25 protein-coding genes and 1 tRNA gene are annotated in these 24,824 nt (G+C 61.6%); 21 read left to right on the top strand and 5 right to left on the bottom strand.

The annotated features are described in order from the left end of the window. Window positions 1-20: 20 nt before the first annotated feature. Entirely contained in the window at window positions 21-1,295 is a 1,275-nt protein-coding gene (locus AWX27_RS05290) for a lactonase family protein (RefSeq protein WP_230200952.1), read from the top strand. 85 nt (window positions 1,296-1,380) lie between these two features. On the opposite strand, the gene AWX27_RS05295 is transcribed toward AWX27_RS05290, so the two are convergent. Both AWX27_RS05295 and AWX27_RS05300 read right to left on the bottom strand, forming a co-directional pair. Next, window positions 1,381-1,455, bottom strand: a tRNA-Arg gene (locus AWX27_RS05295). 129 nt (window positions 1,456-1,584) lie between these two features. Next, complete coding sequence (locus tag AWX27_RS05300; RefSeq protein WP_060419960.1) at window positions 1,585-2,511, bottom strand: formate/nitrite transporter family protein; 927 nt, start codon at window positions 2,509-2,511, stop codon at window positions 1,585-1,587. Window positions 2,512-2,740: 229 nt separating this feature from the next. On the opposite strand from AWX27_RS05300, the gene ccmA reads away from it, so the two are divergent. The 10 genes from ccmA (at window position 2,741) to mlaA (ending at window position 10,593) form a co-directional block, all read left to right on the top strand. Next, window positions 2,741-3,373 (top strand): cytochrome c biogenesis heme-transporting ATPase CcmA, encoded by a 633-nt coding sequence (gene ccmA / locus AWX27_RS05305; RefSeq protein ID WP_060419962.1) that lies wholly within the window; start codon window positions 2,741-2,743, stop codon window positions 3,371-3,373. Then, a complete protein-coding gene (ccmB, locus tag AWX27_RS05310; RefSeq protein WP_060419965.1) occupies window positions 3,373-4,032 on the top strand; it encodes a heme exporter protein CcmB in 660 nt (219 codons plus the stop codon). The genes ccmA and ccmB overlap by 1 nt, the downstream gene beginning before the upstream one ends. Before the next feature lie 119 nt (window positions 4,033-4,151). Continuing rightward, the gene (locus AWX27_RS05315) at window positions 4,152-4,889 is read left to right on the top strand and encodes a heme ABC transporter permease (RefSeq protein ID WP_004936270.1); all 738 of its coding nucleotides are present in this window, start codon (window positions 4,152-4,154) and stop codon (window positions 4,887-4,889) included. Beyond that, complete coding sequence (gene ccmD / locus AWX27_RS05320; RefSeq protein WP_004936267.1) at window positions 4,886-5,122, top strand: heme exporter protein CcmD; 237 nt, start codon at window positions 4,886-4,888, stop codon at window positions 5,120-5,122. Before AWX27_RS05315 ends, ccmD begins: the two co-directional genes overlap by 4 nt. Continuing rightward, window positions 5,119-5,613 carry a cytochrome c maturation protein CcmE gene (ccmE, locus tag AWX27_RS05325; protein WP_060419969.1) on the top strand — a complete coding sequence of 165 codons (495 nt, stop codon included), beginning with the start codon at window positions 5,119-5,121 and terminating at the stop codon, window positions 5,611-5,613. Before ccmD ends, ccmE begins: the two co-directional genes overlap by 4 nt. Then, complete coding sequence (locus AWX27_RS05330; RefSeq protein ID WP_039564915.1) at window positions 5,610-7,580, top strand: heme lyase CcmF/NrfE family subunit; 1,971 nt, start codon at window positions 5,610-5,612, stop codon at window positions 7,578-7,580. Before ccmE ends, AWX27_RS05330 begins: the two co-directional genes overlap by 4 nt. Beyond that, on the top strand, window positions 7,577-8,128 hold the full coding sequence (locus AWX27_RS05335) for a DsbE family thiol:disulfide interchange protein (protein ID WP_033653726.1): 552 nt from the start codon (window positions 7,577-7,579) through the stop codon (window positions 8,126-8,128). The genes AWX27_RS05330 and AWX27_RS05335 overlap by 4 nt, the downstream gene beginning before the upstream one ends. After that, on the top strand, window positions 8,125-8,592 hold the full coding sequence (locus AWX27_RS05340) for a cytochrome c-type biogenesis protein (protein ID WP_060419972.1): 468 nt from the start codon (window positions 8,125-8,127) through the stop codon (window positions 8,590-8,592). The genes AWX27_RS05335 and AWX27_RS05340 overlap by 4 nt, the downstream gene beginning before the upstream one ends. After that, complete coding sequence (gene ccmI, locus AWX27_RS05345; protein WP_049270556.1) at window positions 8,592-9,806, top strand: c-type cytochrome biogenesis protein CcmI; 1,215 nt, start codon at window positions 8,592-8,594, stop codon at window positions 9,804-9,806. Before AWX27_RS05340 ends, ccmI begins: the two co-directional genes overlap by 1 nt. Window positions 9,807-9,834: 28 nt before the next feature. Next, window positions 9,835-10,593, top strand: coding sequence for a phospholipid-binding lipoprotein MlaA (mlaA, locus tag AWX27_RS05350; protein ID WP_049200138.1), 759 nt, complete (start codon window positions 9,835-9,837; stop codon window positions 10,591-10,593). Between the two features lie 116 nt (window positions 10,594-10,709). On the opposite strand, the gene fadL is transcribed toward mlaA, so the two are convergent. Then, a complete protein-coding gene (gene fadL, locus AWX27_RS05355) occupies window positions 10,710-12,032 on the bottom strand; it encodes a long-chain fatty acid transporter FadL (RefSeq protein ID WP_060419975.1) in 1,323 nt (440 codons plus the stop codon). A 404-nt stretch (window positions 12,033-12,436) separates the two neighbouring features. Between fadL and AWX27_RS05360 the strand changes: the two genes are divergently transcribed. The 4 genes from AWX27_RS05360 to sixA all read left to right on the top strand — a co-directional run bounded on the left by AWX27_RS05360 (window position 12,437) and on the right by sixA (window position 17,276). Then, window positions 12,437-12,733: a YfcZ/YiiS family protein gene (locus AWX27_RS05360; RefSeq protein WP_072145088.1), complete on the top strand. Its 297-nt coding sequence runs from the start codon at window positions 12,437-12,439 to the stop codon at window positions 12,731-12,733. Between the two features lie 196 nt (window positions 12,734-12,929). Beyond that, window positions 12,930-14,240 (top strand): acetyl-CoA C-acyltransferase FadI, encoded by a 1,311-nt coding sequence (gene fadI, locus AWX27_RS05365; RefSeq protein ID WP_033653729.1) that lies wholly within the window; start codon window positions 12,930-12,932, stop codon window positions 14,238-14,240. Further along, complete coding sequence (gene fadJ, locus AWX27_RS05370) at window positions 14,240-16,405, top strand: fatty acid oxidation complex subunit alpha FadJ (RefSeq protein ID WP_060419978.1); 2,166 nt, start codon at window positions 14,240-14,242, stop codon at window positions 16,403-16,405. Before fadI ends, fadJ begins: the two co-directional genes overlap by 1 nt. A gap of 388 nt (window positions 16,406-16,793) precedes the next feature. Continuing rightward, window positions 16,794-17,276, top strand: coding sequence for a phosphohistidine phosphatase SixA (gene sixA, locus AWX27_RS05375; protein ID WP_004936230.1), 483 nt, complete (start codon window positions 16,794-16,796; stop codon window positions 17,274-17,276). Window positions 17,277-17,343: 67 nt separating this feature from the next. On the opposite strand, the gene smrB is transcribed toward sixA, so the two are convergent. Further along, window positions 17,344-17,874: an endonuclease SmrB gene (gene smrB / locus AWX27_RS05380; protein ID WP_060419981.1), complete on the bottom strand. Its 531-nt coding sequence runs from the start codon at window positions 17,872-17,874 to the stop codon at window positions 17,344-17,346. 170 nt (window positions 17,875-18,044) lie between these two features. Between smrB and prmB the strand changes: the two genes are divergently transcribed. From prmB to AWX27_RS05410, 6 genes are all read left to right on the top strand, one after another. Then, complete coding sequence (gene prmB / locus AWX27_RS05385) at window positions 18,045-18,977, top strand: 50S ribosomal protein L3 N(5)-glutamine methyltransferase (RefSeq protein ID WP_060420842.1); 933 nt, start codon at window positions 18,045-18,047, stop codon at window positions 18,975-18,977. Window positions 18,978-19,042: 65 nt separating this feature from the next. Continuing rightward, window positions 19,043-20,128: a chorismate synthase gene (aroC, locus tag AWX27_RS05390; RefSeq protein ID WP_033635387.1), complete on the top strand. Its 1,086-nt coding sequence runs from the start codon at window positions 19,043-19,045 to the stop codon at window positions 20,126-20,128. A 5-nt stretch (window positions 20,129-20,133) separates the two neighbouring features. Beyond that, the gene (gene mepA / locus AWX27_RS05395) at window positions 20,134-20,961 is read left to right on the top strand and encodes a penicillin-insensitive murein endopeptidase (RefSeq protein WP_060419983.1); all 828 of its coding nucleotides are present in this window, start codon (window positions 20,134-20,136) and stop codon (window positions 20,959-20,961) included. 3 nt (window positions 20,962-20,964) lie between these two features. Beyond that, a complete protein-coding gene (locus AWX27_RS05400; protein ID WP_025303718.1) occupies window positions 20,965-21,771 on the top strand; it encodes a sulfite exporter TauE/SafE family protein in 807 nt (268 codons plus the stop codon). Between the two features lie 89 nt (window positions 21,772-21,860). Beyond that, the gene (locus tag AWX27_RS05405; protein WP_169318894.1) at window positions 21,861-22,409 is read left to right on the top strand and encodes an elongation factor P hydroxylase; all 549 of its coding nucleotides are present in this window, start codon (window positions 21,861-21,863) and stop codon (window positions 22,407-22,409) included. Window positions 22,410-22,441: 32 nt separating this feature from the next. Next, the gene (locus AWX27_RS05410; RefSeq protein WP_016926855.1) at window positions 22,442-22,723 is read left to right on the top strand and encodes a YfcL family protein; all 282 of its coding nucleotides are present in this window, start codon (window positions 22,442-22,444) and stop codon (window positions 22,721-22,723) included. 41 nt (window positions 22,724-22,764) lie between these two features. On the opposite strand, the gene mnmC is transcribed toward AWX27_RS05410, so the two are convergent. Then, a complete protein-coding gene (mnmC, locus tag AWX27_RS05415) occupies window positions 22,765-24,786 on the bottom strand; it encodes a bifunctional tRNA (5-methylaminomethyl-2-thiouridine)(34)-methyltransferase MnmC2/FAD-dependent 5-carboxymethylaminomethyl-2-thiouridine(34) oxidoreductase MnmC1 (RefSeq protein ID WP_060420845.1) in 2,022 nt (673 codons plus the stop codon). Window positions 24,787-24,824 lie beyond the last annotated feature (38 nt).

Below are 24,824 nucleotides of genomic sequence, written 5' to 3' on the forward strand. Positions count from 1 at the left end.
TGTTGAGGAAAGGAGGCATCATGAGTATAGAAAAATCCTCTGGCTCGATTAATAAACACCGCCGCGCGCTCTTTATGCTACCTTTAACGTTGCCTGCCTTTGGCAGAGTGAACGTTAAAGGTTTAGGCCGGCAGGCAATTCAATTAGCGCTGGCATTAACGCTCTTCATGTTTTCAGGAAATACGATGGCAAATAATCGGGAACAGCATCAAATAGCGTTAGTCGGCACCTGGACCCATATTCCGGATGCGCCAACGGTGCAGAAACCGACGCGCCCCAGTGAAGGGCTCTATCGTCTGGCGGTTAATGGCGACGGCACGTTAACGCTGCTCGATGCCATTAAAATGAAAAGCCCGTCGTGGATCGTCACATCCCGCGATGGCCGCTTCGCCTATGCCACCAATGAGGAGGACGCGGGAACGGTGACCGCCTTGGCGATAGACCAGGCTGGCAGCCTGCGGGTGCTGAATACGGTGAGCAGCGCGGGTCGGCAGCCGACGCATGCCACCCTCAGCCCGGACGGCAAGTTTCTGTTGGTCGCCAACTATTCCGTCGCCAAAGGCGGCGCGGGGGTGACGGTATTGCCGATTGGCAGCGACGGCAGGCTGGGTGAACGCGTACAGCATTATCCGTTTACGCCCGGCTCCGGCATCGTGCAGGGGCGCCAGGAAGGCGGGCATGCGCACTCCACCACCTTCAGCCGCGATGGCCAATACCTGTACGCGGCGGACCTCGGCGGCGATAAGCTGCACGCCTACCGCTATCGTTCGGATAACGCGCAGCCGTTGCAGGCGGATGCTTCGCGCGATGTCGCCTTTGCGCCCGGCGCCGGCCCAAGGCACATGGTGTTCTCGCCGGCAGGCGACTATGCCTATGTCATCACCGAAATGGCGGGCGAGATCGAGGCGTTTGCCGTTAACGACAATCGATTGACGCGGCAAGGGAAAGTGAAACTGAACGGCGGCCTCGATTCGGCGGAGGCGAAAAGCGGTGGGGCCATTATCCTGAGCCCGAGCGGCAGATATCTTATTGCCACCCATCGCGGCACCGATAACCACCTGCTGGTATTAAAAATAGGCAGGGACGGTCTGCCAGGCGTGCCGACGCGCTATGAGGCCGGCGGCATTGAGCCGCGTGCGCTCGCTTTTGATGCCGGGGGTAACCATCTCTATGTGACGAATGTATTCACCAATAGCGTGACGCTGTTCGATTTCGATGATGAGAAGGGCGAATTGCAGGCCAGAGGTGAAGCGGCGGCGATTTCAACGCCGACGGATATTAAGTTTTTTTACTGATGCCAATTATAACGCTCGGCGACAATCGGACCTGAACAGGGGAATTGCGGGTGCAGATGATGGGGAATGCCGTGATAAGAAAGAATGGTGTCCCCGACTGGAATCGAACCAGTAACTAGCCCTTAGGAGGGGCTTGTTATATCCGTTTAACTACGGGGACGTTGCGGGCCGGCAACCGACGCTGCCGGGGCATTATACCTTTTTTTACCCGCAGAATAAGCGCTTAGCGGCGCGTTTGCTCAATACCTCGCCAGTTCACGCCGAAATTTCCTCGGCTAACCGACCGCGATCACGGTTTTTCCCCGCCGTGGCGCCGCTTTTTCTCTTGCCGCCGCGCGGCCTGGTTTTTGGCGCTCAAATCGTTGCGGATCTGCGCGTGGCTTATCAGCGCAAAGATAAAGGTGCCGCCGATGATGTTGCCCGCCAGCGTCGGCAGAGCGAACGGGTAAATGAATGCTTGCCAGCTAATCGCGCCGTTGAACACCAGATACAGGATCTCGACCGAACCGACCACGATATGGGTCAAATCGCAAATCGCCACCAGGTAGGTCATCAGCACGATCACCCAGATTTTCGCCGCGCCGGCGGCCGGGAACATCCACACCATGGTGGCGATGATCCAGCCGGCCAGGATGCCGTTGGCGAACATTTCTCCCGGCGTATGGCGCATCACCTCTTCGCCCAGGCTGACGAAGGCGCCGCGCGTTTCGGCGTCGAACAGCGGCATATGGGTAAACGCCAGCGCCGCCAGCCCGGTGCCAATCAGGTTGCCGAGCAGCACCACGCCCCACAGGCGCAGCAGGATCAGCAGGTTGCGCGGCGTGGGCTTATGCATGATTGGCAATACCGCCGTGACGGTGTTTTCGGTAAACAACTGCTGGCGCGCCATGATGACAATGATGAAACCGAAGGTATAGCCGAGGTTCTCGATGAAAAAGCGGCTGGGATCGTCCGGCAGGCGGGCGTGGAAAATGCCTTTTGCCGCCAGCGAGGCGCCCATCGACAGCCCGGCGGCGATCGCCGACCACAGCAGCGCCAGCCCGTCGCGCTCCAGCTCTTTTTCGCCTTCCATCCGGATCTGTTCATGCACCGCCGCCGCGCGCGACGGCAGATTCTCTTCCCTGACTTCGATTTCGCGCTTGCCCTGTTCCTGCTCCTCGCTCTCTACCTGCATCGTCTCATCCGGCTCGTGCTCTTGGCGCTGCTGCTCGCTCATGCTGTCGCTCCTGCTCATTAAGGGTGAGTTCACGTCATTAAGCGTAGTTGCCTGGCCCAAATGCGGCGAAATACAGAAAAAGGTAACAAGAGTTAAAATCCGCCGATTTTTTCCACGCATTCTTGATCCTGCTCGCCATATTGGCCCGTCGGCGCGCCCGCCGCGGGCTGCGTGCGGGGAAAGGCTTATGCTATGATTCGCTATCCCAAAGAAAAATATGAGTTCCCCGATGCTGGAAGCCAAAAGTCTGAGTTGCGTGCGCGATGAGCGCATCCTGTTTAGCGAGCTAAGCTTTTCAGTTCAGCCGGGCGATATCATTCAGGTAGAAGGGCCGAACGGCGCGGGTAAAACCAGTTTGCTGCGCATTCTCGCCGGCCTGGCGCGGCCGGACGGCGGCGAGGTGTGCTGGCGCGGGCGCAGCACGCTGCGCGATCGTGCGGGTTACCAGCAAGATTTGCTGTTTATCGGCCATCAGCCCGGCATCAAAGCCGTATTGACGCCCTTCGAAAATCTGCAGTTTTATCAAGCGGTGCGCGGTACAACCGATCATCCGGCCATCTGGCGCGCCCTGGAGCAAGTGGGGCTGGTGGGTTACGAAGATCTGCCGGTGGCGCAGCTTTCCGCCGGGCAGCAGCGGCGCGTGGCGCTGGCGCGGCTGTGGCTCAGCGCGGCACCGCTGTGGATCCTCGACGAGCCGCTGACGGCGATCGACAAACAGGGCGTAGCTGAGTTGATTAGCCTTTTTGAACAACATGCACAGCGAGGCGGCATGGTATTGTTGACCACCCATCAGGATTTGGCCGGCGTCAGCCAAACGGTGGGGAAAGTTCGTTTGGCGGAACATGACGCGGGGAGCCTGTGATGTTTTTGACCCTGGTGCGCCGCGAACTGAAGATCGCCTGCCGTAAAGGTTCGGAGATCGTCAACCCGCTGTGGTTTTTCCTGATTGTGATCACGCTGTTCCCGTTGGGGGTTGGCCCGGAGCCGCAGCTGCTGGCGCGCATTGCGCCGGGCATCGTGTGGGTGGCGGCGCTGTTGGCCTCGCTGCTGTCGCTGGAGCGGCTGTTTCGCGACGATTTCCTCGATGGCTCGCTGGAGCAGCTGTTGCTGCTGCCGACGCCGCTGCCGATGACGGTGCTGGGCAAAGTGTGTGCTCACTGGGTCGTGACGGGATTGCCGCTGCTGATCCTATCGCCGCTGGTGGCGCTGCTGCTGTCGCTCGATATGCAGACCTGGCTGGCGGTGGCGGGGACGCTGCTGCTCGGCACGCCGACGCTGAGCCTGATCGGCGCTATCGGCGTGGGGCTGACCGTCGGCCTGCGCAAAGGGGGCGTGTTGCTCAGCCTGCTGGTGCTGCCGCTGTATATCCCGGTGCTGATCTTCGCCACCGGCGCGATCGACGCCGCCTCGATGGGCATGCCGATCGACGGTTACCTGGCGATACTGGGCGCGATGCTGGCGGGCAGCGTGACATTGGCGCCGTTTGCCACCGCGGCGGCGCTGCGAGTGAGCGTGCACTAGCTAACGTATTGAATGAACAGACGGGGCAAGGCCGACAAGAGCGTACCCCGCAGAAGATTTTCGCCGTTTCGATCGCTCGGGCGGCCGACGCATAAAAATTACCGTGAGCACTGACGACAATGTGGAAATGGTTACATCAACTGGCGCGGCCTGAACGGCTGTATCACGTCTGCGGCCGCTTTATCCCCTGGCTGGGGCTGGCGGCGGCGGCCTGCCTGCTGCTGGGCTGGGCATGGGGCTTTGGTTTCGCGCCGAAGGATTATCAGCAGGGCGACAGCTTCCGCATCATTTATATTCACGTGCCGGCGGCCATGTGGTCGATGGGCATCTACGCCTCGATGGCGGTGGCGGCGTTTATCGGCCTGGTGTGGCAGATGAAAATGTCCGATACCGTGGTGGCGGCGATGGCGCCGATCGGCGCGGTGTTCACCTTTATCGCGCTGGTGACCGGCTCCGCCTGGGGCAAGCCGATGTGGGGCACCTGGTGGGTGTGGGATGCGCGTCTGACCTCCGAGCTGGTGCTGCTGTTCCTTTATATGGGCGTCATCGCGCTGTACAACGCCTTTGAAGACCGCCGTCTGGCGGGCCGCGCCGCCGGGATTCTGGTGCTGGTGGGCGTGGTAAATATCCCTATCATCCATTTTTCGGTCGAATGGTGGAATACGTTGCATCAGGGCTCGACCAATATGCAGCAGTCTATCGCGCCAAGCATGCGCACCCCGCTGCGCTGGGCGATCCTCGGTTACCTGCTGCTGTTCGTCACGCTGACGCTGATGCGCCTGCGCAATCTGATCCTGTTCCAGGAGCGCCAGCGCCCGTGGGTCGCCGGGCTGGTGAATAAGGAGCGTCAGTCATGAACGCCGCATTCGATTCCTGGTCGGCGTTTTTCGCCATGGGCGGTTACGCCTTCTATGTTTGGCTGGCGGTCGCCGCCACGCTGATTTCGCTGTTGGGGCTGGTGGCGCACACCGTCTGGCAACGGCGGCAGTTGCTCGCCGAGATCGGCCGCCGTCAGGCGCGCGAGCGGCGCATTCGCCATGCGCAACAATCAAAACAAAAATCCGCCGCACCGCGGGAGAAATCATTGTGAATCCACGTCGTAAAAGCCGCCTTTATCTGGCGATCGTTGTGCTGATCGGCATCGCGCTGACCGCGACCCTGATGCTGTACGCGCTGCGCTCCAACATCGATCTGTTCTATACCCCGGGTGAGATCCTGCAGGGCAAGGGCGAAAATCATGAGAAGCCCGAGGTCGGCCAGCGGCTGCGCATCGGCGGCATGGTGATGCCGGGCTCGGTAAAACGCGATCCCAATACGCTGCAGGTCAGCTTCAAGATTTACGACGCGCGCGGCGCGATCGGCGTGACCTACACCGGCATTCTGCCGGACCTGTTCCGCGAAGGGCAGGGCGTGGTGGCGCAGGGCGTGCTGGGCGAGGGCAACGTGGTCAATGCGCGCGAAGTGCTGGCCAAACACGACGAGAAATACACGCCGCCGGAAGTGGCCGACGCGATGAAAGAGAACCACAAAGGCCCGGCGGAAGCGTATAACGCGCCGCGGGCGGAGGGCGCCAAGTCATGATGCCGGAACTGGGCAGTTTTCTGCTGTGCCTGGCGCTGGCGATTGCGCTGTTGCTGAGCATTTACCCGCAGTGGGGCGCGGCGCGGCAAGACAGCCGCATGATGGCGGTCGCCCGCCCGCTGACCTACGGCATGTTCGCCGCGATTGCGCTGGCGTTCCTGTGCCTGGTGCACGCCTTCGTGGTCAACGATTTTACCGTCGCCTACGTGGCCACCAACTCCAATACCCAACTACCGGTGTATTACCGCATCGCCGCCACCTGGGGGGCGCATGAGGGGTCGCTGCTGCTGTGGGTGCTGCTGCTGAGCTGTTGGTCGCTGGCGGTGGCGTTGTGCAGCCGGGCGATGCCGCAGGATGCGGTGGCGCGGGTGCTGTCGGTGATGGGGATGATCACCGCCGGTTTCCTGCTGTTCATTATCATGACCTCCAACCCGTTCACCCGCACGCTGCCGAATTTCCCGATCGACGGCAGCGATCTCAATCCGCTGCTGCAGGATATCGGCCTGATCTTCCACCCGCCGCTGCTGTATATGGGCTACGTCGGCTTCTCGGTCGCCTTTGCGTTCGCCATCGCCTCGCTGATGGCCGGCCGGCTCGACACCGCCTGGGCACGCTGGTCACGCCCGTGGACCACCGCGGCCTGGGTGTTCCTCACGCTGGGCATCGTGCTCGGATCGGCCTGGGCTTACTATGAGCTGGGCTGGGGCGGCTGGTGGTTCTGGGATCCGGTGGAGAACGCCTCCTTTATGCCGTGGTTGGCCGGCACCGCGCTGATGCATTCGCTGGCGGTGACCGAGAAACGCGGCACGTTCAAAGCCTGGACGGTGTTGCTGGCGATCACCGCCTTCTCGCTGTGCCTGCTGGGCACCTTCCTGGTGCGTTCCGGCGTGCTGGTCTCGGTGCACTCCTTCGCCTCCGATCCGGCGCGCGGCATGTTTATCCTCGCCTATCTGGTGATCGTGATCGGCGGTTCGCTGCTGCTGTACGCGGTCAAGGGCGGCCAGGTGCGCAGCCGGGTGCAGCACGAGACCTTCTCGCGCGAGACCTTCCTGCTGGGCAACAACGTGCTGCTGATCGCCGCCATGCTGGTGGTGCTGTTGGGCACGCTGCTGCCGTTGGTGCACAAACAGCTGGGGCTGGGCAGCATCTCGATCGGCGAGCCGTTCTTCAACACCATGTTCACCTGGCTGATGGCGCCGTTGGCGCTGCTGTTGGGCATCGGGCCTCTGGTGCGCTGGCGCCGCGATGAGCCGAGCAAGCTGTGGCGCCGCCTCGGCGTGGCGCTGTTGGCGACGCTGGTGCTGTCAATCCTGCTGCCGTGGCTGCTGCAGGACAGCATCGCCGGCATGACGGTGGTGGGCCTGATCATGGCGCTGTGGGTGATCATCCTGACGCTGATGGAGCTGCATGAGCGCGCTACCCACCGTCACGGTTTCTGGCGCGGCCTGCGCCAGCTGTCCCGCAGCCACTGGGGTATGGTGCTCGGCCACCTCGGCGTGGCGGTGACGGTGATCGGCATTGCCTTCAGCCAGAACTACAGCGTGGAGCGCGACGTGCGGATGAAGGCCGGCGACAGCGTGGATATTCACAACTATCACTTCGTGTTCCGCGACGTGCACGACATTCGCGGCCCGAACTACAGCGGCGGCGTCGGCATCATCGACGTCACGCGCAACGGCAAGCCGGAGGCGACGCTGCACGCGGAGAAACGCTACTACAGCGTGGCGCGCAGCATGATGACCGAAGCGGCGATCGACGGCGGTTTCAGCCGCGATCTGTACGCGGCGCTGGGCGAGGAGCTGGAGGACGGCTCCTGGGCGGTACGCCTGTATTACAAACCCTTCGTGCGCTGGATTTGGTTCGGCGGCGTCTTTATGGCGATCGGCGGCCTGCTGTGCATCCTCGACCCGCGTTACCGCATGAGCAAAAAACTCAAGCGCGAAGGCAAGCTGGAGGCGCAACCATGAATCGTAAGCTGCTGTTTATCCCGTTGGTCCTCTTCCTGCTGCTGGTGGCGGCGCTGATGGTGCAACTGACGCGCAACGCCGGCGGCGAAGATCCGACCATGCTGGAATCGGCGCTGATCGGCAAACCGGTGCCGACCTTCAGGCTGGAATCGCTGGATCAGCCCGGCAAAACCTACGATCAGGCGGTGCTGCGCGACGGCAAGCCGATCTTGCTCAACGTCTGGGCCACCTGGTGCCCGACCTGCCGCGCGGAACACCAGTATCTCAATACGCTGGCGGCGCGCGGCGTGCGGGTGGTTGGCCTGAACTATAAAGACGATCGCGCCAAGGCGGTGACCTGGCTGAATTCCCTCGGCAATCCCTATGCCCTCAGCCTGTACGACGGCGACGGCATGCTGGGGTTGGATCTCGGGGTCTACGGCGCGCCTGAGACCTTCCTTATCGACGGCCAGGGGATTATTCGCTATCGCCACGCCGGCGACATGAACGAGCGCGTTTGGCAGCAGGAAGTGCTGCCGCTGTATAAAAAGTACGGGGGTGAGGCATGAGGCTGATTGTCCTGCTGTGCGCCGCGCTGCTGAGCTGGAGCGCCGCCGCGGCGATCGATACCTATCGCTTCAACTCCGTCGAGCAGGAGCAGCAGTATCGCGAGTTGACCGAACAGCTGCGCTGCCCGAAATGCCAAAACAACAGCATTGCCGATTCCAATGCCATCATCGCCGCCGACATGCGCACCAAGGTGTACGAGCTGATGATGCAGGGGCAAAGCAAGCAGCAGATCATCGATTACATGGTGGCGCGCTACGGTAACTTTGTCACCTACGAGCCGCCGGTAACGCCGGCGACGCTGATCTTGTGGATCGGCCCGCTGCTGTTCGTGCTGATCGGCGGGGCGGTGGTGATCCTGCGCACCCGTCGCCGGCCTGGCGCGGTGGTGGACGATGAATTCTCCGAACGGGAACGGCAGCGCTTGGCGGCGCTGTTGCAAGAGACTGACAGGAAGAAACCCTAATGGCTTTTTGGCTGATTATTTGCGTGTTGCTGGCCGGCGCCGCCGCGTTGTTGGTGGTGCCGGCGATGCGCCACGGCAAGCAGAGCGCCGCCACGCGCGATGCGTTGAACAAGGCTTTTTATCAGGATCGCCTCAGCGAACTGGAGCAGGACGAGCAGCAAGGCGTGGTGGCCGAGCGCCCGGAGCTGGTGAAAGAGCTGCAACAGAACCTGTTGAACGACATTCCCGTCGAGCAGGCGGCGCAGGCGAAGCCGATCAATCGCTGGGCGCTGGTGCCGGGCGTGCTGTTATTGCTGGCGGTGACCGTTGGCTTTTATCTGAAAACTGGCGGGCTGGCGCAGGTGCTGGACTGGCGCCTGGTGCAGGCGCAAATGCCGGAATTGCGCGAGCGCGTCGCCAATGAGCGCGCCAAACCGCTGAGCATGGAAGAGATCGCCCGCCTCGGGCTGGGGCTGCGCACCGCACTGCAGCAGGACGATCGCAACATCAACGACTGGATGATGCTGGGGCGGGTCGGCATGGCGCTGAACAACGCCACCACCGCCACGCAGGCGTTTGCCCATGCTTATCAATTGGATCCGAATAGTCTGGAAGTGCGGCTCGGCTATGCCGAGGTCTTGACGCGATCCAACGATCCGGAGGATAACAAGCAGGCGACGCAGCTGTTGCGGCGCATGATCGCGGAAAATCACGGCGATCCGCGGGTGCTGAGCCTGCTGGCGTTCAATGCCTTCGAACAGGGCGACTTCAAGCAGGCGATAGGCGCCTGGCAGGTGATGCTGCAGCTGCTGCCGGCCAACGATCCGCGCGCGGAAGTGATAAAGCGCAGCATTGCACAAGCAAAAGCCCAGGCCGGCGGAGAAACTGTTAAACTGAATGTGACCGTTTCGCTGTCACCGCAGGCGGCGAAAGCCCTGCCGACGCAGGGGACGCTGGTCATCTCGGTGACCGACGGCGTCAGCCCGGTGCCGGTGGCGGTAAAACAATTGCCGCTGAGCCGTTTTCCGCTGTCTTTCTCTCTGGATGACAGCAACGCCATGATGCCCGAGCGTCTACTCTCGGCACAGCATCAGGTGCAGGTGCGTGTGCGCCTCTCACAGGACGGATTGGCCACGCCGCAGCCGGGAGACTGGTTCGGCGAAAGCTCGCTGCAGACATTCAGCGGTAAAGAGCAGGTTAGCGTTCAGATAAACAAGCAGGTCAATGAAAAATAAGACCGAACGTGTTTTTATGGAGAAAAATATGAACTTTCGCCTGACTGGGGTGGCATTCGCAACGGTATTACTGGTGGGCTGTGCCAGCGCGCCAGACAAAGATCCGCAAGGGCGTTCCGATCCTTTGGAAGGATTTAACCGGACGATGTTCGACTTCAACTACAACGTCCTGGATCCTTATATCCTGCGCCCGGTCGCGGTGGCCTGGCGCGACTACGTGCCGATGCCGGCGCGTAACGGCATCAGCAACTTCACCTCTAACCTGGAAGAGCCGGCCAGCATGGTCAACGCCTTCCTGAAGGGCGATCCTTACCGCGGGATGATCCACTTCAACCGTTTCTTCCTGAATACCCTGCTCGGGATGGGCGGCCTGATCGACGTGGCCGGCATGGCCAACCCGAAACTGGCGCGCGAAGAACCCAACCGCTTCGGCAGCACGCTGGGCCATTACGATGTGGGTTACGGCCCGTACGTGATGTTGCCGGGCTACGGCAGCTTCACGCTGCGTGACGAAGGCGGCGACTTTGCGGATACGCTGTATCCGATGCTGAGCTACCTGACCTTCTGGATGTCGGCGGGCAAGTGGGTGGTCGAGGGGATCGAAACCCGCGCCCAGCTGCTGGATTCCGATGGTCTGCTGCGCAACTCTTCCGATCCTTACATCATGGTGCGCGAAGCTTACTTCCAGCGCCACGATTTCATCGCCAACGGCGGTTCGCTCAAGCCGGAAGAGAACCCGAACGCCAAGGCGATTCAGGGCGAACTGGACGAGATCGACTCGCAGTAATCACGGGCGTTACGCCAATGAAAACCCGCCGTCAGGCGGGTTTTTTTATGCCGGCGGCAAGCGGCGGGCAAAAAAAAGCGCCCCGAGGGGCGCTTTGGCTTCTTTCTCAAGCGAGATTAGAAGCGGTAGTTGAAGTTGGCGCCGTACAGCCAGGCCTTGCCTTCGGAAGTGAAGGTGTAAGGGCCTTCGTTGATGGTGACTTTTTGGCCGTGCATGTAGGACACGCCGACGTCGACCGACGCATCTTTGTTGAACGCATAGGTGGTACCGGCACTCAGCCAGAAACGGTCCTGATCCGGAATGGAGATCGAACGGTTTTGGGCGGGCACCGGGCTGTCATCGAAAGCGATACCGGTACGGAAGGTCCAGTTGTCGTCGTAGAAGTAGGTGGTGCCCAGCGCGATGCGGTAAGCGTCTTTGAAGCCTTCATGCTTCTGGAACAGGGTCTGGCCGTTGTTGCCGGTGGCTTTCAGCTCCTGGAACTGGCTCCAGCTGGTGTAGGCCAGGCTATAGTGGATAGCCCACTGCGGCGCTACTTTGTTGTAACCGGACAGCTCCCACATTTCCGGCAGATGCAGGCTCAGAGAACCCGGAATGGTGGTGCCGTTGGTACCCCACGGAAGACCTTGAGAGGCCAGCAGCGGGTTGAAGGCTGAAGGCAGACTGCTTTTGTAATCGCCGTCGAAGTCGATTTTCACTTCTGAGCGATAGGTGAAGCCGTAACGGTTGTTTTCATCCACTTCGTACAGAATACCGGCGTTCCAGCCGAAGCCCCATTCGTCGCCTTTCAGGTGAGAAATTTGAGTATCTGCCGGGATCTGCGAAACCGGGCCGGCCAACTGTGGCGGCAATTTGCCTGAACCGGCGATCAATTTTGGCAGGTCGCCGGCATAACGTTCGAGTTTAGCCTTGGCGTAGACGGCGTCAAAACCCAGACCGAAGCTGAAGTTTTTGTTCAGGCGATAAGCGCCGCTCAGATTCAGGTTCAGGGTTTCCAGATCGGTTTTGCCGCCCATGGAACCCGCCGCATAACCGTTGTTGTATTCGGTCGCCAAACCAAAGTTGCTGGTGACCGAGCCGCCTACGGCGAATTGATCGTTAATCGGGTGAACATAATGCAGGTTCGGCACCCAGGCGGTCGGCGCGATGTTTTTCGCATCCAGGCTGGCGCCGGAAGGGGATTGGCCACTGATATCGACGTCCGGATCGATGAAGACTGCGCCGAAAGAGAGTTCCGGACGGGTATACATCATCAGCAACGCCGGGTTGCGGCTCGCGGAGGCCGCCGTATCCGCCATGGCGCCTTCGCCAGAATACGAACGTCCTAAACCAGCTGATGAGAACTCATTCAGCTGGAATCCTGCGGCAGACACGTTTGAAGAAATAATTGCCACTGCAGCTGCGAGAGCTGATTTAGTCAATAGGTTTTTCTGGCTCATGACCAAAACCTCATTATGTGTTTATTATTTAAACTATGTTACGCAAGGTAACAAGGAGCGCGGGATTGTAGGGTCCGTTATCATTCAGACAAATCAGACCAGTGGCTGAAGTATAGGTCTGACCTGTGAAAATGTTGCAAGTTTGTTTTTGAAATATTTCCAACCTGATATCAAAAAAGAGATCTGCTTAACAAAAAGCCAGCGGTAAATAACAAAATTCTTACCATTCCTTAGCAGGCGCTCATTTTTATTTGTGATTTCCATCACTTAAAACACCCAGTAAAAGTAAGTGCTAGTGATTGCCGGCGCGGAAGCGTAAAATACCTGCAGAATTTTGTGGCTTTGTGCCGGTGAGTAAAACGGCAATTTGGGCTGATAACCGAGGCCCTTGAGGAGAACCAATCATGTCAGATGCAATTAATAAATGCAGCGCCCAGGAAACCGCCGCGTGTTGCTGCGTGGATGTCGGCACCGTGATGGATAACACCGATTGCACCGCGTCCTACAGCCAGGTGTTCAGCAATCAACAAGATGCGGAAGCCATGCTGGCCGCCCTGAGCGAAAAGGCGCGCGCGGTAGAATCCGACCCTTGTGACATCAGCAGTAGCATTAAACCGGTTGACGGCGGCGTGCAGTTGGAGGCCGATTTCACCTTCGCCTGCCAGGCGGAAACCCTGATCTTCCAGCTCGGCCTGCGTTAATCCCCGCTTTACCCCCGGCGCCGCCTGCCGCGCGTCGGGGATTGCCTTCCCTACATCGCCCCCGATAGAAAGTGCGCCTGCTCGCAGTTTTGATCTCTGCCGGTTTGCCAAATGTAACCGTTTGGTTAACAATGACCTCATCAGGTCAGACCTCTTTCTGCCCATTGCGCTGACGTTATTTTCTTCAGGAGCATTTATGAGTAAGGCACTGCCGTTGGTGACCCGTCATGGTGACCGCATTGCGATTGTGAATGGACTACGTACCCCCTTTGCCAAACAGGCGACTGCCTATCACGGCATTCCGGCGGTGGATTTAGGGAAAACGGCGGTGAGCGAGCTGTTGGCGCGCAGCGGTATCGATCCGCAGCTTATCGAACAGCTGGTGTTCGGCCAGGTGGTGCAAATGCCCGAGGCGCCGAACATCGCGCGTGAAATCGTGCTGGGCACCGGCATGAGCGTCCATACCGACGCCTACAGCGTGTCGCGCGCCTGTGCCACCAGCTTCCAGGCGATCGCCAACGTGGCGGAAAGCATCATGGCCGGCAGCATCAGCGTCGGCATCGCCGGCGGGGCGGACTCTTCTTCCGTTTTGCCGATCGGCGTCAGCAAGGCGCTGGCGCGCACGTTGGTGGACGTCAACAAGGCGCGCACGCTGTCGCAGCGTCTCAAACTGTTCAGCCGGCTGAAATTCCGCGATCTGATGCCGGTGCCACCGGCGGTGGCGGAGTATTCCACCGGGCTGCGCATGGGCGATACCGCCGAGCAGATGGCGAAGAGCCACGGCATCACCCGCGAGGCGCAGGATGCGCTGGCGCACCGTTCACACGAGCTGGCGGCCAAGGCCTGGCAGCAGGGGTGGCTGCGCGACGAGGTGATGACCGCCTACGTGCCGCCTTACCGCGCGCAGCTTTCTGAAGACAATAACATCCGTAAAGACTCCAGCCTGGCTTCCTACGCCAAGCTGAAACCGGCGTTCGATCGCAAGCACGGCAGCGTTACCGCGGCCAACAGCACGCCGCTGACCGACGGCGCGGCGGCGGTGTTGATGATGAGCGAGTCGCGCGCCAAAGAGCTGGGGCTGCAGCCGCTGGGCTATTTGCGCAGCTTCGCCTTCGCCGCCATCGACGTGTGGGAAGACATGCTGCTGGGGCCTTCCTACGCCACGCCGCTGGCGCTGGATCGCGCCGGTATCGGCCTGGCCGATCTGACGCTCATCGACATGCATGAAGCCTTCGCCGCGCAAACGCTGGCTAACCTGAAGATGTTCGCCAGCGAAGAGTTCGCCCGCGAGAAGCTTGGCCGCAGCCAGGCGATCGGCGAAGTGGACATGGACAAATTCAACGTTCTGGGCGGTTCCATCGCCTATGGCCACCCGTTCGCCGCCACCGGCGCGCGCATGATCACCCAGACGCTGCATGAGCTGAAACGCCGCGGCGGCGGGCTGGGCCTGACCACCGCCTGCGCCGCCGGCGGGTTAGGGGCCGCGATGATCGTGGAGGTGGAATGATGAGCTTTGAAAACGCATTGCATGAACAGCGCGCCAAACCGTCGGCCTTTCAGCTGACGATTCGCCCCGACAACATCGGCGTGATCGCCATCGACGTACCGGGCGACAAGGTGAATACGCTCAAGGCCGAGTTCGTCGAACAGGTGAACGACGTGCTGATCCGGGCGCAACAGCATACCGCGCTGGAAGGGTTGGTGATCGTTTCCGGCAAGCCGGACTCGTTTATCGCCGGCGCCGACATCACCATGATTGCCGCCTGCACCAGCGCCAAAGAGGCGGAAACGCTGGCCAAGAAAGGGCAGAGCACGCTGGCGCAGATCGCCGCGTTCCCGGTGCCGGTGGTGGCGGCCATTCACGGCGCCTGCCTGGGCGGTGGGCTGGAACTGGCGCTGGCCTGCCACGGCCGCGTCTGTTCTCTCGATGACAAGACCGCGCTTGGGCTGCCGGAAGTGCAGCTGGGCCTGCTGCCGGGCTCCGGCGGTACGCAGCGCCTGCCGCGCCTGGTCGGCGCTGCCAAGGCGCTGGACATGATCTTGACCGGCAAGCACATTCGTGCCCGCCAGGCGCTGCGCATGGGGTTGGTGGACGACGCCGTGCCGCAGTCGATTCTGTTGCAGACCGCTATCGAGCGGGTGAAACAGGGCTGGAAACATCAGCGCGAGCTGCCGTGGCAGGATCGCCTGCTCAACGGCCCGCTGGGCAGAAATCTGCTGTTCAGCATCGTGCGCAAGAAAACGTTGGCGAAAACCCACGGCAACTACCCGGCGGCGGAGCGCATCATTCAGGTGGTGCGCACCGGGCTGGATCACGGCAGCGCCAGCGGTTATGAGGCCGAAGCGCGCGCCTTCGGCGAACTGGCGATGACGCCGCAGTCGGCGGCGCTGCGCAGCCTGTTCTTCGCCTCCACCGCGCTGAAAAAAGAGCGGGGCGGCAATGCTCAGCCGCGCGCCCTGCACCGCGTCGGCATTCTCGGTGGCGGTCTGATGGGTGGCGGCATCGCCTGCGTCACCGCCACCCGCGGCGGTTTGCCGGTTCGCATCAAAGACATCAATGAAACCGGCATCAATCACGCGCTGAAATACAGCTGGGACGTGCTCGGCAAGCGGGTGCGCAGCAAGCGCATGCGCCCGGCCGAGCGGCAAAAACAGATGATGCTGATCTCCGGCTCTACCGATTACACCGGCTTTGAACAGGTGGATGTCGTGGTCGAGGCGGTGTTTGAAGATTTGGCGCTGAAGCAGCAGATGGTGGCCGAGGTCGAAGCAAACTGCGCGCCGCATACCGTGTTCGCCTCCAATACCTCCTCGCTGCCTATCGGCCGCATCGCCGAAAAAGCCCAGCGGCCGCAGCAGGTGATCGGCTTGCACTACTTCAGCCCGGTGGACAAGATGCCGCTGGTGGAAGTGATCCCGCATGCCGGCACCAGCGAAGAGACCATCGCCACCACCGTGGCGCTGGCGCACAAGCAGGGCAAGACCGCCATTGTGGTGGGCGACAGCGCCGGTTTTTACGTCAACCGCATCTTGGCGCCGTACATCAACGAAGCGGCGCGCTGCCTGCTGGAAGGCGAACCGATGGAGTCGCTGGACAAGGCGCTGGTGGACTTCGGTTTCCCGGTTGGCCCGATCACCCTGCTGGATGAAGTGGGCATCGACGTCGGCACCAAGATCATCCCGGTACTGGTCGAGGCGCTGGGGCCGCGCTTCGCCGCGCCGGCTGCGTTCGATGCGGTGCTGAAAGACGGGCGCAAAGGGCGCAAGAACGGCCGCGGCTTCTATCTCTACCCGAGCGAAGGGCAGCAGCGGCAGCGGCGCAAACGTGCGGATACCTCATTGTATACGCTGCTCGGCGTCACGCCGAAGGCGCACATGCTGCCGGCGACCGTCGCTCAACGCTGCGTGATGATGATGCTGAACGAAGCGGCGCGCTGCCTGGACGAAGACGTGATCCGCAGCGCGCGCGACGGCGACATCGGCGCAGTGTTTGGCATCGGCTTCCCGCCGTTCCTCGGCGGCCCGTTCCGCTATATGGACGAGCTCGGCGCCGAGAAAGTGGTGAAGACGCTGGACTACCTGCGTCAGCAGCACGGCGAGCACTTCGCCCCGTGCGAACGCCTGCAGCGCATGGCGCAGCAGGGCGAGCGCTTTTACCCGCTGGGGAGCTGAACGCAGGGCGGCCCGATTTGCACTATAGTTGCAACAGGGCCGCGTTGTGATCGCCATCACTCCTTGCAACAGCGTCAGCCGGTGAGGCTGTACAGCAAGGCGCAGGCAGCGGTAAGTTAGCTTGACCGCCATCAATAAATTTCATGGCGGCAAGGTTAAAATTTAACCCGTTGAATTGCTTGTTCTGTGAGCAATCGAGGTTTGCCCGGAGAGGATTGCTGTAAAAAACAGCGTTTTCTTTACGCAAACTTTCAGGCAAAATGCCCGGCCGCCATAAAGAGACGGCGCGTTATCGTTTTAAAGCTTTGGCTTTGGGTTGTAAAACTCGGCGGTACAGCACGCACGGCGTTTCTGTATAGCGTTACTTTGTCAACAACAGCGGTGCAATATGCAAGTTTTGATTATGCGTCACGGAGAGGCGGCGCTCGAGGCAGCCAGCGATGCGGTAAGGCCCCTTACCCTATGCGGCCGCGACGAGTCCCGTCAGATGGCGGCCTGGTTGAACACCAAGTCTGTGGATATTGAACGCGTGCTGGTCAGCCCCTATCTGCGGGCCGAACAGACGCTGGCGACGGTGCGTGAAGCCTTGACGCTGCCGGAGGGCGAAGAAGTGCTGCCCGAGCTGACGCCGGGCGGCAACGCCGAACAGGTCGGCAGCTACCTGCAAGCGCTGGCGATGCAAGGGGTGAGCTCGGTGCTGATCGTGTCGCACCTGCCTCTGGTGGGCTATCTGGTGGCCGAACTGTGCCCGGGTGAGTGCCCGCCGATGTTCGCGACCTCGGCGATTGCTAACGTCGATCTGCCGGCGGACGGCAGTTACGGCAAGTTTGAATGGCAGGTCAGCCCGTCGCAGGTGATGGCCAAAGTGTGAGCTGCGGATGCGGTGCAGAATAAACTCAGGGCGATGTCTGACATCGCCCTGAGTCGTTTCTGCGGGTCTACTCGGCCAGCTCCACCAACAGCAGGATGGCGGCGTTGCCGCCCCATTCCTTCGGCGCCTGGTGGAACGCCAGCACGTCGGGATGCTGCGCCAGCCACAGCGGCGTTTGCTGTTTGAGAATGTGTTTGCCGTGCCCGTGCATCACGCAGGCGCAGTGCACGTGTTCACGTTTGCAGGCGGCGATCAGCGCCCCCAGCTCCTGCTTGGCCTGCAGCTGGGTCAGGCCGTGCAAATCGAGAAACAGCTCCGGCGAATAATCGCCGCGTCGCAGCTTCTTCAGCTCATACGGGCTGCTGCCGGGGCGCACGTAGCGCGTCGGGCCCTCTTCTTCCAGCTGCGGCTGGTATTCATCTGAAAAATAATAGCTGGCATCGACCTGCTCCTGCAGCAGCCGCTGCGGGGTAATCTGTTTGACCTTGGGTTTCGGCGGGCGGTGGACGATGGTGTCCTGGCGCAGCTTTTTCGCGCCCGCCACCGACTCTCTGAAGAGCTGTTGTTCGTCTTTGCTCAGAGGGGGCTTGTTCTTCATGCTTCATTCACCGGAAATCGTTTATTTCGCTAGTTTACCTTGTGAACGAGCGCTGTCGACGCAAAACTCGGGCCAGAATGAAAAGCGCGAGGGGCAAGCGTGATTTGTCGCGGGCTTCATGGCAAACTATGCGGCTAAATCATGAAACACAGCGCCTGCCGGAGGGCAAATTGGACAAAATTTTCGTCGACGAAGCAGTGAACGAACTGCACACCATTCAAGATATGCTGCGCTGGACGGTAAGCCGTTTCAACGCCGCCAATATCTACTATGGTCACGGAACCGATAATCCGTGGGACGAAGCGGTGCAATTGGTGCTGCCAAGCCTGTTCCTGCCGTTGGATATTCCGGAGGACATGCACACCGCCCGTCTGACCTCCAGCGAGCGCCATCGCATCGTTGAGCGCGTGATCCGCCGCGTCAACGAGCGCATCCCGGTCGCCTACCTGACCAACAAGGCCTGGTTCTGCGGCATGGAATTCTACGTCGACGAGCGCGTGCTGGTGCCGCGTTCGCCGATCGGCGAGCTGATCAACGATCGCTTCAGCGCGCTGATCCCACACCCGCCAAGCCATATCCTCGACATGTGCACCGGCAGCGGCTGTATCGCCATCGCCTGCGGCTACGCTTTCCCGGAGGCGGAAGTGGACGCGGTGGACATCTCCAGCGAGGTGCTGGCGGTGACCGAGCGCAACATTCAGGCGCACGGCGTCGAACATCAGGTGATCCCGATCCGTTCCGATCTGTTCCGCGACGTTCCCGCGATCCAGTACGATCTGATCGTCACCAACCCGCCGTACGTCGATGCGGAAGACATGTCCGATCTGCCGCAGGAGTTCCGCTTTGAGCCGGAGCTGGGCCTGGCGGCGGGCAGCGACGGCCTGAAGCTGGTGCGCCGCATCCTGGCCTGCGCGCCGGACTACCTGACCGACGACGGCGTGCTGATTTGTGAAGTGGGTAACAGCATGGTACACCTGATGGATCAATATCCGGACATTCCGTTCACCTGGCTGGAGTTCGAAAACGGCGGCGACGGCGTGTTCATGCTGACCAAACAGCAGCTGGTGGATTGCAAGGAACACTTCAGCCTCTACCGCAGCTAAACCGCATTTCCAGGGCCCGTACGGCGGGCCTCATAACGATAAAAGACTAACGGTAAGGAGCCGTGATGGCAGGAAACAGTATTGGGCAGATTTTCCGCGTCACCACCTTCGGTGAATCTCACGGGGTGGCGCTGGGTTGTATCGTCGACGGCGTGCCGCCCGGCATTCCGCTCACCGAAGCCGATTTGCAACACGATCTGGACCGCCGTCGTCCGGGCACCTCGCGTTACACCACCCAGCGCCGCGAACCGGATCAGGTGCGCATTCTCTCCGGCGTATTCGAAGGCGTGACCACCGGCACCAGCATCGGTTTGATCATTGAGAACACCGATCAGCGCTCACAAGACTACAGCGCCATCAAAGACGTGTTCCGTCCCGGGCATGCCGACTACACCTACGAACAGAAATACGGCCTGCGCGACTATCGCGGCGGCGGCCGTTCTTCGGCGCGTGAAACCGCCATGCGCGTCGCGGCGGGCGCTATCGCCAAGAAATACCTGCAGCAGAAGTTCGGCGTGCAGGTACGCGGCTATCTGGCGCAGATCGGCGACGTGACCTGCGAGCTGAAAGACTGGGACCAGGTCGAGCAGAACCCGTTCTTCTGCCCGGATCCGGACAAGCTGGAAGCGCTGGACGAACTGATGCGCGCGCTGAAAAAAGAGGGCGACTCCATCGGTGCCAAGGTCAGCGTGATCGCAGAAAACGTGCCGGTTGGCCTGGGCGAGCCGGTATTTGACCGTCTCGATGCCGATTTGGCGCACGCGCTGATGAGCATCAACGCGGTGAAAGGCGTGGAGATCGGCGACGGGTTTGCCGTGGTGACCAAACGCGGCAGCGAAAACCGCGATGAAATCACCCCGGAAGGCTTCCAGAGCAACCATGCCGGCGGCATTCTCGGCGGCATCAGCAGCGGCCAACCGGTGGTGGCGCATCTGGCGCTGAAGCCGACCTCCAGCATCATGGTGCCGGGCCGCACCATCAATCGCCAGGGCGAAGCGGTGGAAATGGTCACCCGCGGTCGCCACGATCCGTGCGTGGGCATCCGCGCCGTGCCGATCGCCGAAGCGATGATGGCGATCGTGCTGATGGATCACCTGCTGCGCCAGCGTGCGCAAAACGGTGATGTGGTTTCCGACGTGCCTCGCTGGTAATCGCCATGAAAAACTGGATGTTGGGCCTGGTGGCCCTGACGGCCTCCGCCTCCGCCATGGCGCTGACGCCGTGGCAGAAAATCGATCACCCGGTGGCCGGCGCGCCGCAGGCGGTGGGCGGTTTTGCCAACGGCTGCATCATCGGCGCGCAGCCGTTGCCGCTGAACTCACCGAACTACCAGGTGATGCGTACCGACCAGCGCCGCTATTTCGGCCACCCGGATCTGCTGGCGTTTATTCAGCGCCTCAGCAGCCAGGCGAACCAGAAAGCGCTGGGCACGGTGCTGATCGGCGACATGGCGATGCCGGCCGGCGGCCGCTTCAGCAGCGGCCACGCCAGCCACCAGTCGGGGCTCGACGTCGACATCTGGCTGCAGCTGCCGCGCCAACGCTGGAGTGCGCAGCAATTGCTGAAACCACAGCCGATCGACCTGGTATCAGGGGACGGCAAACAGGTGGTGACCAGCCAATGGCAGCCGCAAATTGAGTCGCTGATCAAGCTGGCGGCGCAGGACGCGGAGGTGACGCGCATCTTCGTCAACCCGGCGATCAAGCAGCGCCTGTGCCTGGATGCCGGCGCCGATCGCGCCTGGTTGCACAAGGTGCGCCCGTGGTTCGGCCATCGTGCGCACATGCACGTGCGCCTGCGCTGCCCGGCCGGCAGCCTGGAGTGCCAGGAGCAGGATACGCCGCCGCCGGGCGACGGCTGCGGGGCCGAACTGGCGAGCTGGTTCGTGCCGCATCAGCCTAACGCCAAGCCGGGCAAATCCGTGCCGCCGCCGTTACCGCCGACCTGTCAGGCATTGCTGGATCACCATTTCTCAGCGGAATAACACATGGACTGGTTTGTCATTGGCCCCGAGATGCTCGGGGTGTTGTTTGCGGTAGCGCTGCTGGCGGGGTTTATCGACTCCATCGCCGGCGGCGGTGGGTTGCTGACGGTACCGGCCCTGCTGGCGGTGGGGGTTCCCCCGGCGCAGGCGCTGGCCACCAACAAGCTGCAGTCGGTCGGCGGCTCCTTCTCCGCCAGCCTGTACTTTATTCGTCGGCGTGCGGTGAACCTCAACGACCAAAAGCTGACGATATTTCTGACGCTGATCGGTTCGATCGCCGGCGCCATTCTGGTGCAGCATATGCGCGCCGATTTGCTGCGGCAGATGTTGCCGTTGCTGGTGATCGGCATCGGCCTCTATTTCCTGCTGATGCCGCGGCTGGGTGAGGAAGATCGTCAACGCCGCCTCGGGGCCTTGCCGTTTGGGCTGGTGGCCGGTGGCTGCGTCGGGTTTTACGACGGTTTCTTCGGCCCCGGCGCCGGGTCTTTCTACGCGTTGGCCTATGTGACGCTGTGCGGTTTTAACCTCGCCAAGTCCACGGCGCATGCCAAGGTGCTGAACTTCACCTCCAACGTCGGCGGGTTGGCGCTGTTCATCATCGGCGGCAAGGTGGTGTGGAGCATCGGTTTGGTGATGCTGGTGGGGCAGGTGCTGGGGGCGCGTCTGGGGGCGCACATGGTGCTGACCCGCGGGCAGAAGCTGATTCGGCCGATGATCGTGATCGTCTCACTGGTGATGAGCCTCAAGCTGCTGTACGACAATCACGGCGCGGAAATTCAGCAGTGGTTGACCGCCTTGGTGCACGGTTAAAGATGAAGAGGGGGCGTTGCTTACGCGCCCTGTCTTATCGGGTATAATGGCCTCTTTATTTTTGTGGTTATAGAGTTTTTATGTCAGACATGCAGACCCGCTATCACTATGAACAGCTGATCGAGATCTTCAATCAGTGCTTCAGCGATGATTACAACACCCGCCTGGTGAAGGGCGACGACGAGCCTATCTACCTGCCGGCCGACGACGAACTGCCGTATCACCGCATCGTGTTCGCCCATGGCTTCTACGCCAGCGGCCTGCACGAAATCTCGCACTGGTGCATCGCCGGCGAAGCGCGCCGCCAGCTGGTGGACTTCGGTTACTGGTATTGCCCGGACGGGCGCGACGCGCAAACCCAGAGTGAATTCGAAGCGGTAGAGATCAAACCGCAGGCGCTGGAATGGATGTTCTGCGTGGCGGCCGGTTTCCCGTTCAACGTCAGCTGCGACAACCTGAACGGCGACTGCGAGCCGGATCGCATCGCGTTCCAACGCAAGGTGCGCGCCCGGGTATTGGCGCTGCTGGAGCAGGGAATACCCACACGGCCTGCGCGCTTTATTCAGGCGTTGCAATCGTTCTACAATACGCCACCGTTGGCGGCCGAGCATTTTCCGTACCCGGAAGATCTCAACTGACGCCACAGCCCGCTATTTAATGAGGAAATTTGATGATCGCAGAATTCGAAGCGCGCATTTTGGCGCTGATTGATGACATGGTAGAGCACGCCAGCGATGATGAACTGTTTGCCGGTGGCTACCTGCGCGGTCATCTGACGCTGGCGGTGGCCGAAGCGGAAGAGCAGGGTGAGCACACCGCCGAAGCGCTGAAGGCGCGGGTGGAAGAGAGCCTGCACAAGGCGATCGCCGCCGGGGAACTCTCGCCGCCGGATCAGATCCTGGTGCGCGGCATGTGGGAAAACCTCTATCAGGCCGCCACGCCTGCCGCCTGACCGCCATGCCGGGGCGCATCACCGCGCCCCTCATTTATGAATTAAACCGCACGCCCTTTCAGCAGCTTTCGTACCCACATCCGATTCGGATTCAACGCCGCCAGCAGGCGCGCATCGCCCGGCAACGGTTCGCCGAACAGCTGCGCCGCCAGAATTTCCGCCGCCAGCGGCGCCGAGCACAGCCCGCGCGATCCCAACCCGCCGATAGCGAACAGGCCGGGATAGACCGGCGCATCGGCGACGGTTTCGCCGCGCTGGTTCTGCCGCTGCAAATCCTGATACTGCGTCACCGTGGCCTGATAGTCCGGCAGCGCGCCGACCATCGGCAAATGATCGCGGGTGGCGCTGCGCACGCCGCAGCGCGCCTGATGAGCGCTGACGTCCACCTGCTGCGGCCAGGCCTGCTCAGGCAGGCAGCGCAGCAGGCGCTCGCGGTTTTCCTGTTGCTCCTGCTCGCGGTAGTCGGTGGCGGTGTCGCCACGCTGGTAGCTGGCGCCGATACAGTGTTGGCCGTTGTTGGCGTTGACCGGCGTCAGGTAGCCGTCGTAGCACAAGACCTGTTTCAACTGACCGAGGGCCGGCGAGCTTGGGATGTGCGACACCTGCCCGCGCACCGAGTACAGCGGCAGGGCTTGCGTCGGCGCCAGCTCGGCCAACCGGTGCCCGTTGGCCAGGATCACCGTCGCATGGCGGTGGCTTTCGCCGTGGGTGAAGTCGATACGCCAGCCGTTTTCTTCACGCGCCAGCGCCTGCGCATCGTGCCGGTAGCGGCAGACCAGACCCTGCCGCTGCGCCAGCGCGATAGCGCCGCGCGTCAGCTCGGCCGGGCAGAGCCAGCCGCCCTGCGGGTAGGTGATGCCGCCAAAGCCGGTATCGACGCCGCACAGTTCACTGAGCGTCTCGCGGTCGGCCGCCATCGCCAGCGCCGGCGGCCAGTCGGTTTTCAGCATATTGGCGATCTTGGCCCCACTCTTTTCGTCGTAGGCCAGCTGGCTGACGCCGCACCACTGGTGATCAAAGGTGACGCCTTGTTGCAAGAGGGTGTCGTATTGACGACGGGCGAAGGGAAACGCGGCGCTGAAGAAACTCTCCAGCGCGTCGCCGCTGCCGTTCAACAGAGGATAAATCGCCCCCTGACGGTTGCCGGAAGCGCCCTCGGCCGCCTGCTCGTCGGCGCAGTACAGCGTGACGCTGGCGCCGCGCCGCAATAAGGCCAATGCGGTGAGCGCGCTGGCGACGCCGCCGCCGATCAGGGCGATGTCGGCGGTGTTGTCCGCCGCCGGACGCCGATACCAGGGCGCCGGGTGGGGTGTAGGCTGCGTATCGGCCGGCAGACCGCCGGCGAGCATCTCACGTTTTTGGCCAAAGCCTTTGCAACGGTTGACCTGAAAACCGGCCTGCTGCAAGCCGCGGCGCACGAAGCCGGCGGCGGTAAAGGTGGCGAAGCTGCCTTCCGGCCGGGCGAAACGCGCCATGGCGGCGAACAGTTGCTCGGTCCACATGTCGGGATTTTTGGCCGGTGCGAAGCCGTCGAGGAACCAGGCGTCGACCTGGTTATTCATGCTGGCGTCGAACTGAGGCAGCAATTCGTTGACGTCACCGAACCACAGATCGAGCGTAATGCGGCCTTCGGCCAACAGCAGGCGATGGCAGCCCGGCAGCGGCAGCGGCCATTGGGCGCGCAGCTCGTCGGCATAGGGAGCCAGCTCCGGCCAGCGCGCATGCGCCGCCGCCAGATCGGCCTGCTGCAGGGGGAATTTTTCAAAGCTGATAAAGTGCAGGCGTTGCAGCGCGGCGTCCGGCTCGGCCTGGCGGAAGCCCGCGAAGGCCTGCCACAGGGTCAGGAAATTGAGCCCGGTGCCGAATCCGGTTTCCGCCACCACCAACAGCGGGCGCGGGTGAGTGGCGAAACGCTGCGGCAGCCGGTTGCCGTGCAGGAAGACATAGCGGGTTTCTTCCAGCCCATCCTGATTGGAAAAATAGACGTCATCAAACTGTTTCGAAACAGGTGTACCCTGTTCGTTCCAGGTTAGCGTTGCGGTTTGGATGGGGGCGTGGTTCACGGTCAATAGCTCGAAATTCAAGGGATGCCGCGAATTCT

Origin of the sequence: Serratia sp. 2880STDY5682894 (genome assembly GCF_001537385.1) — a bacterium.
Lineage (GTDB): Bacteria > Pseudomonadota > Gammaproteobacteria > Enterobacterales > Enterobacteriaceae > Serratia > Serratia nevei.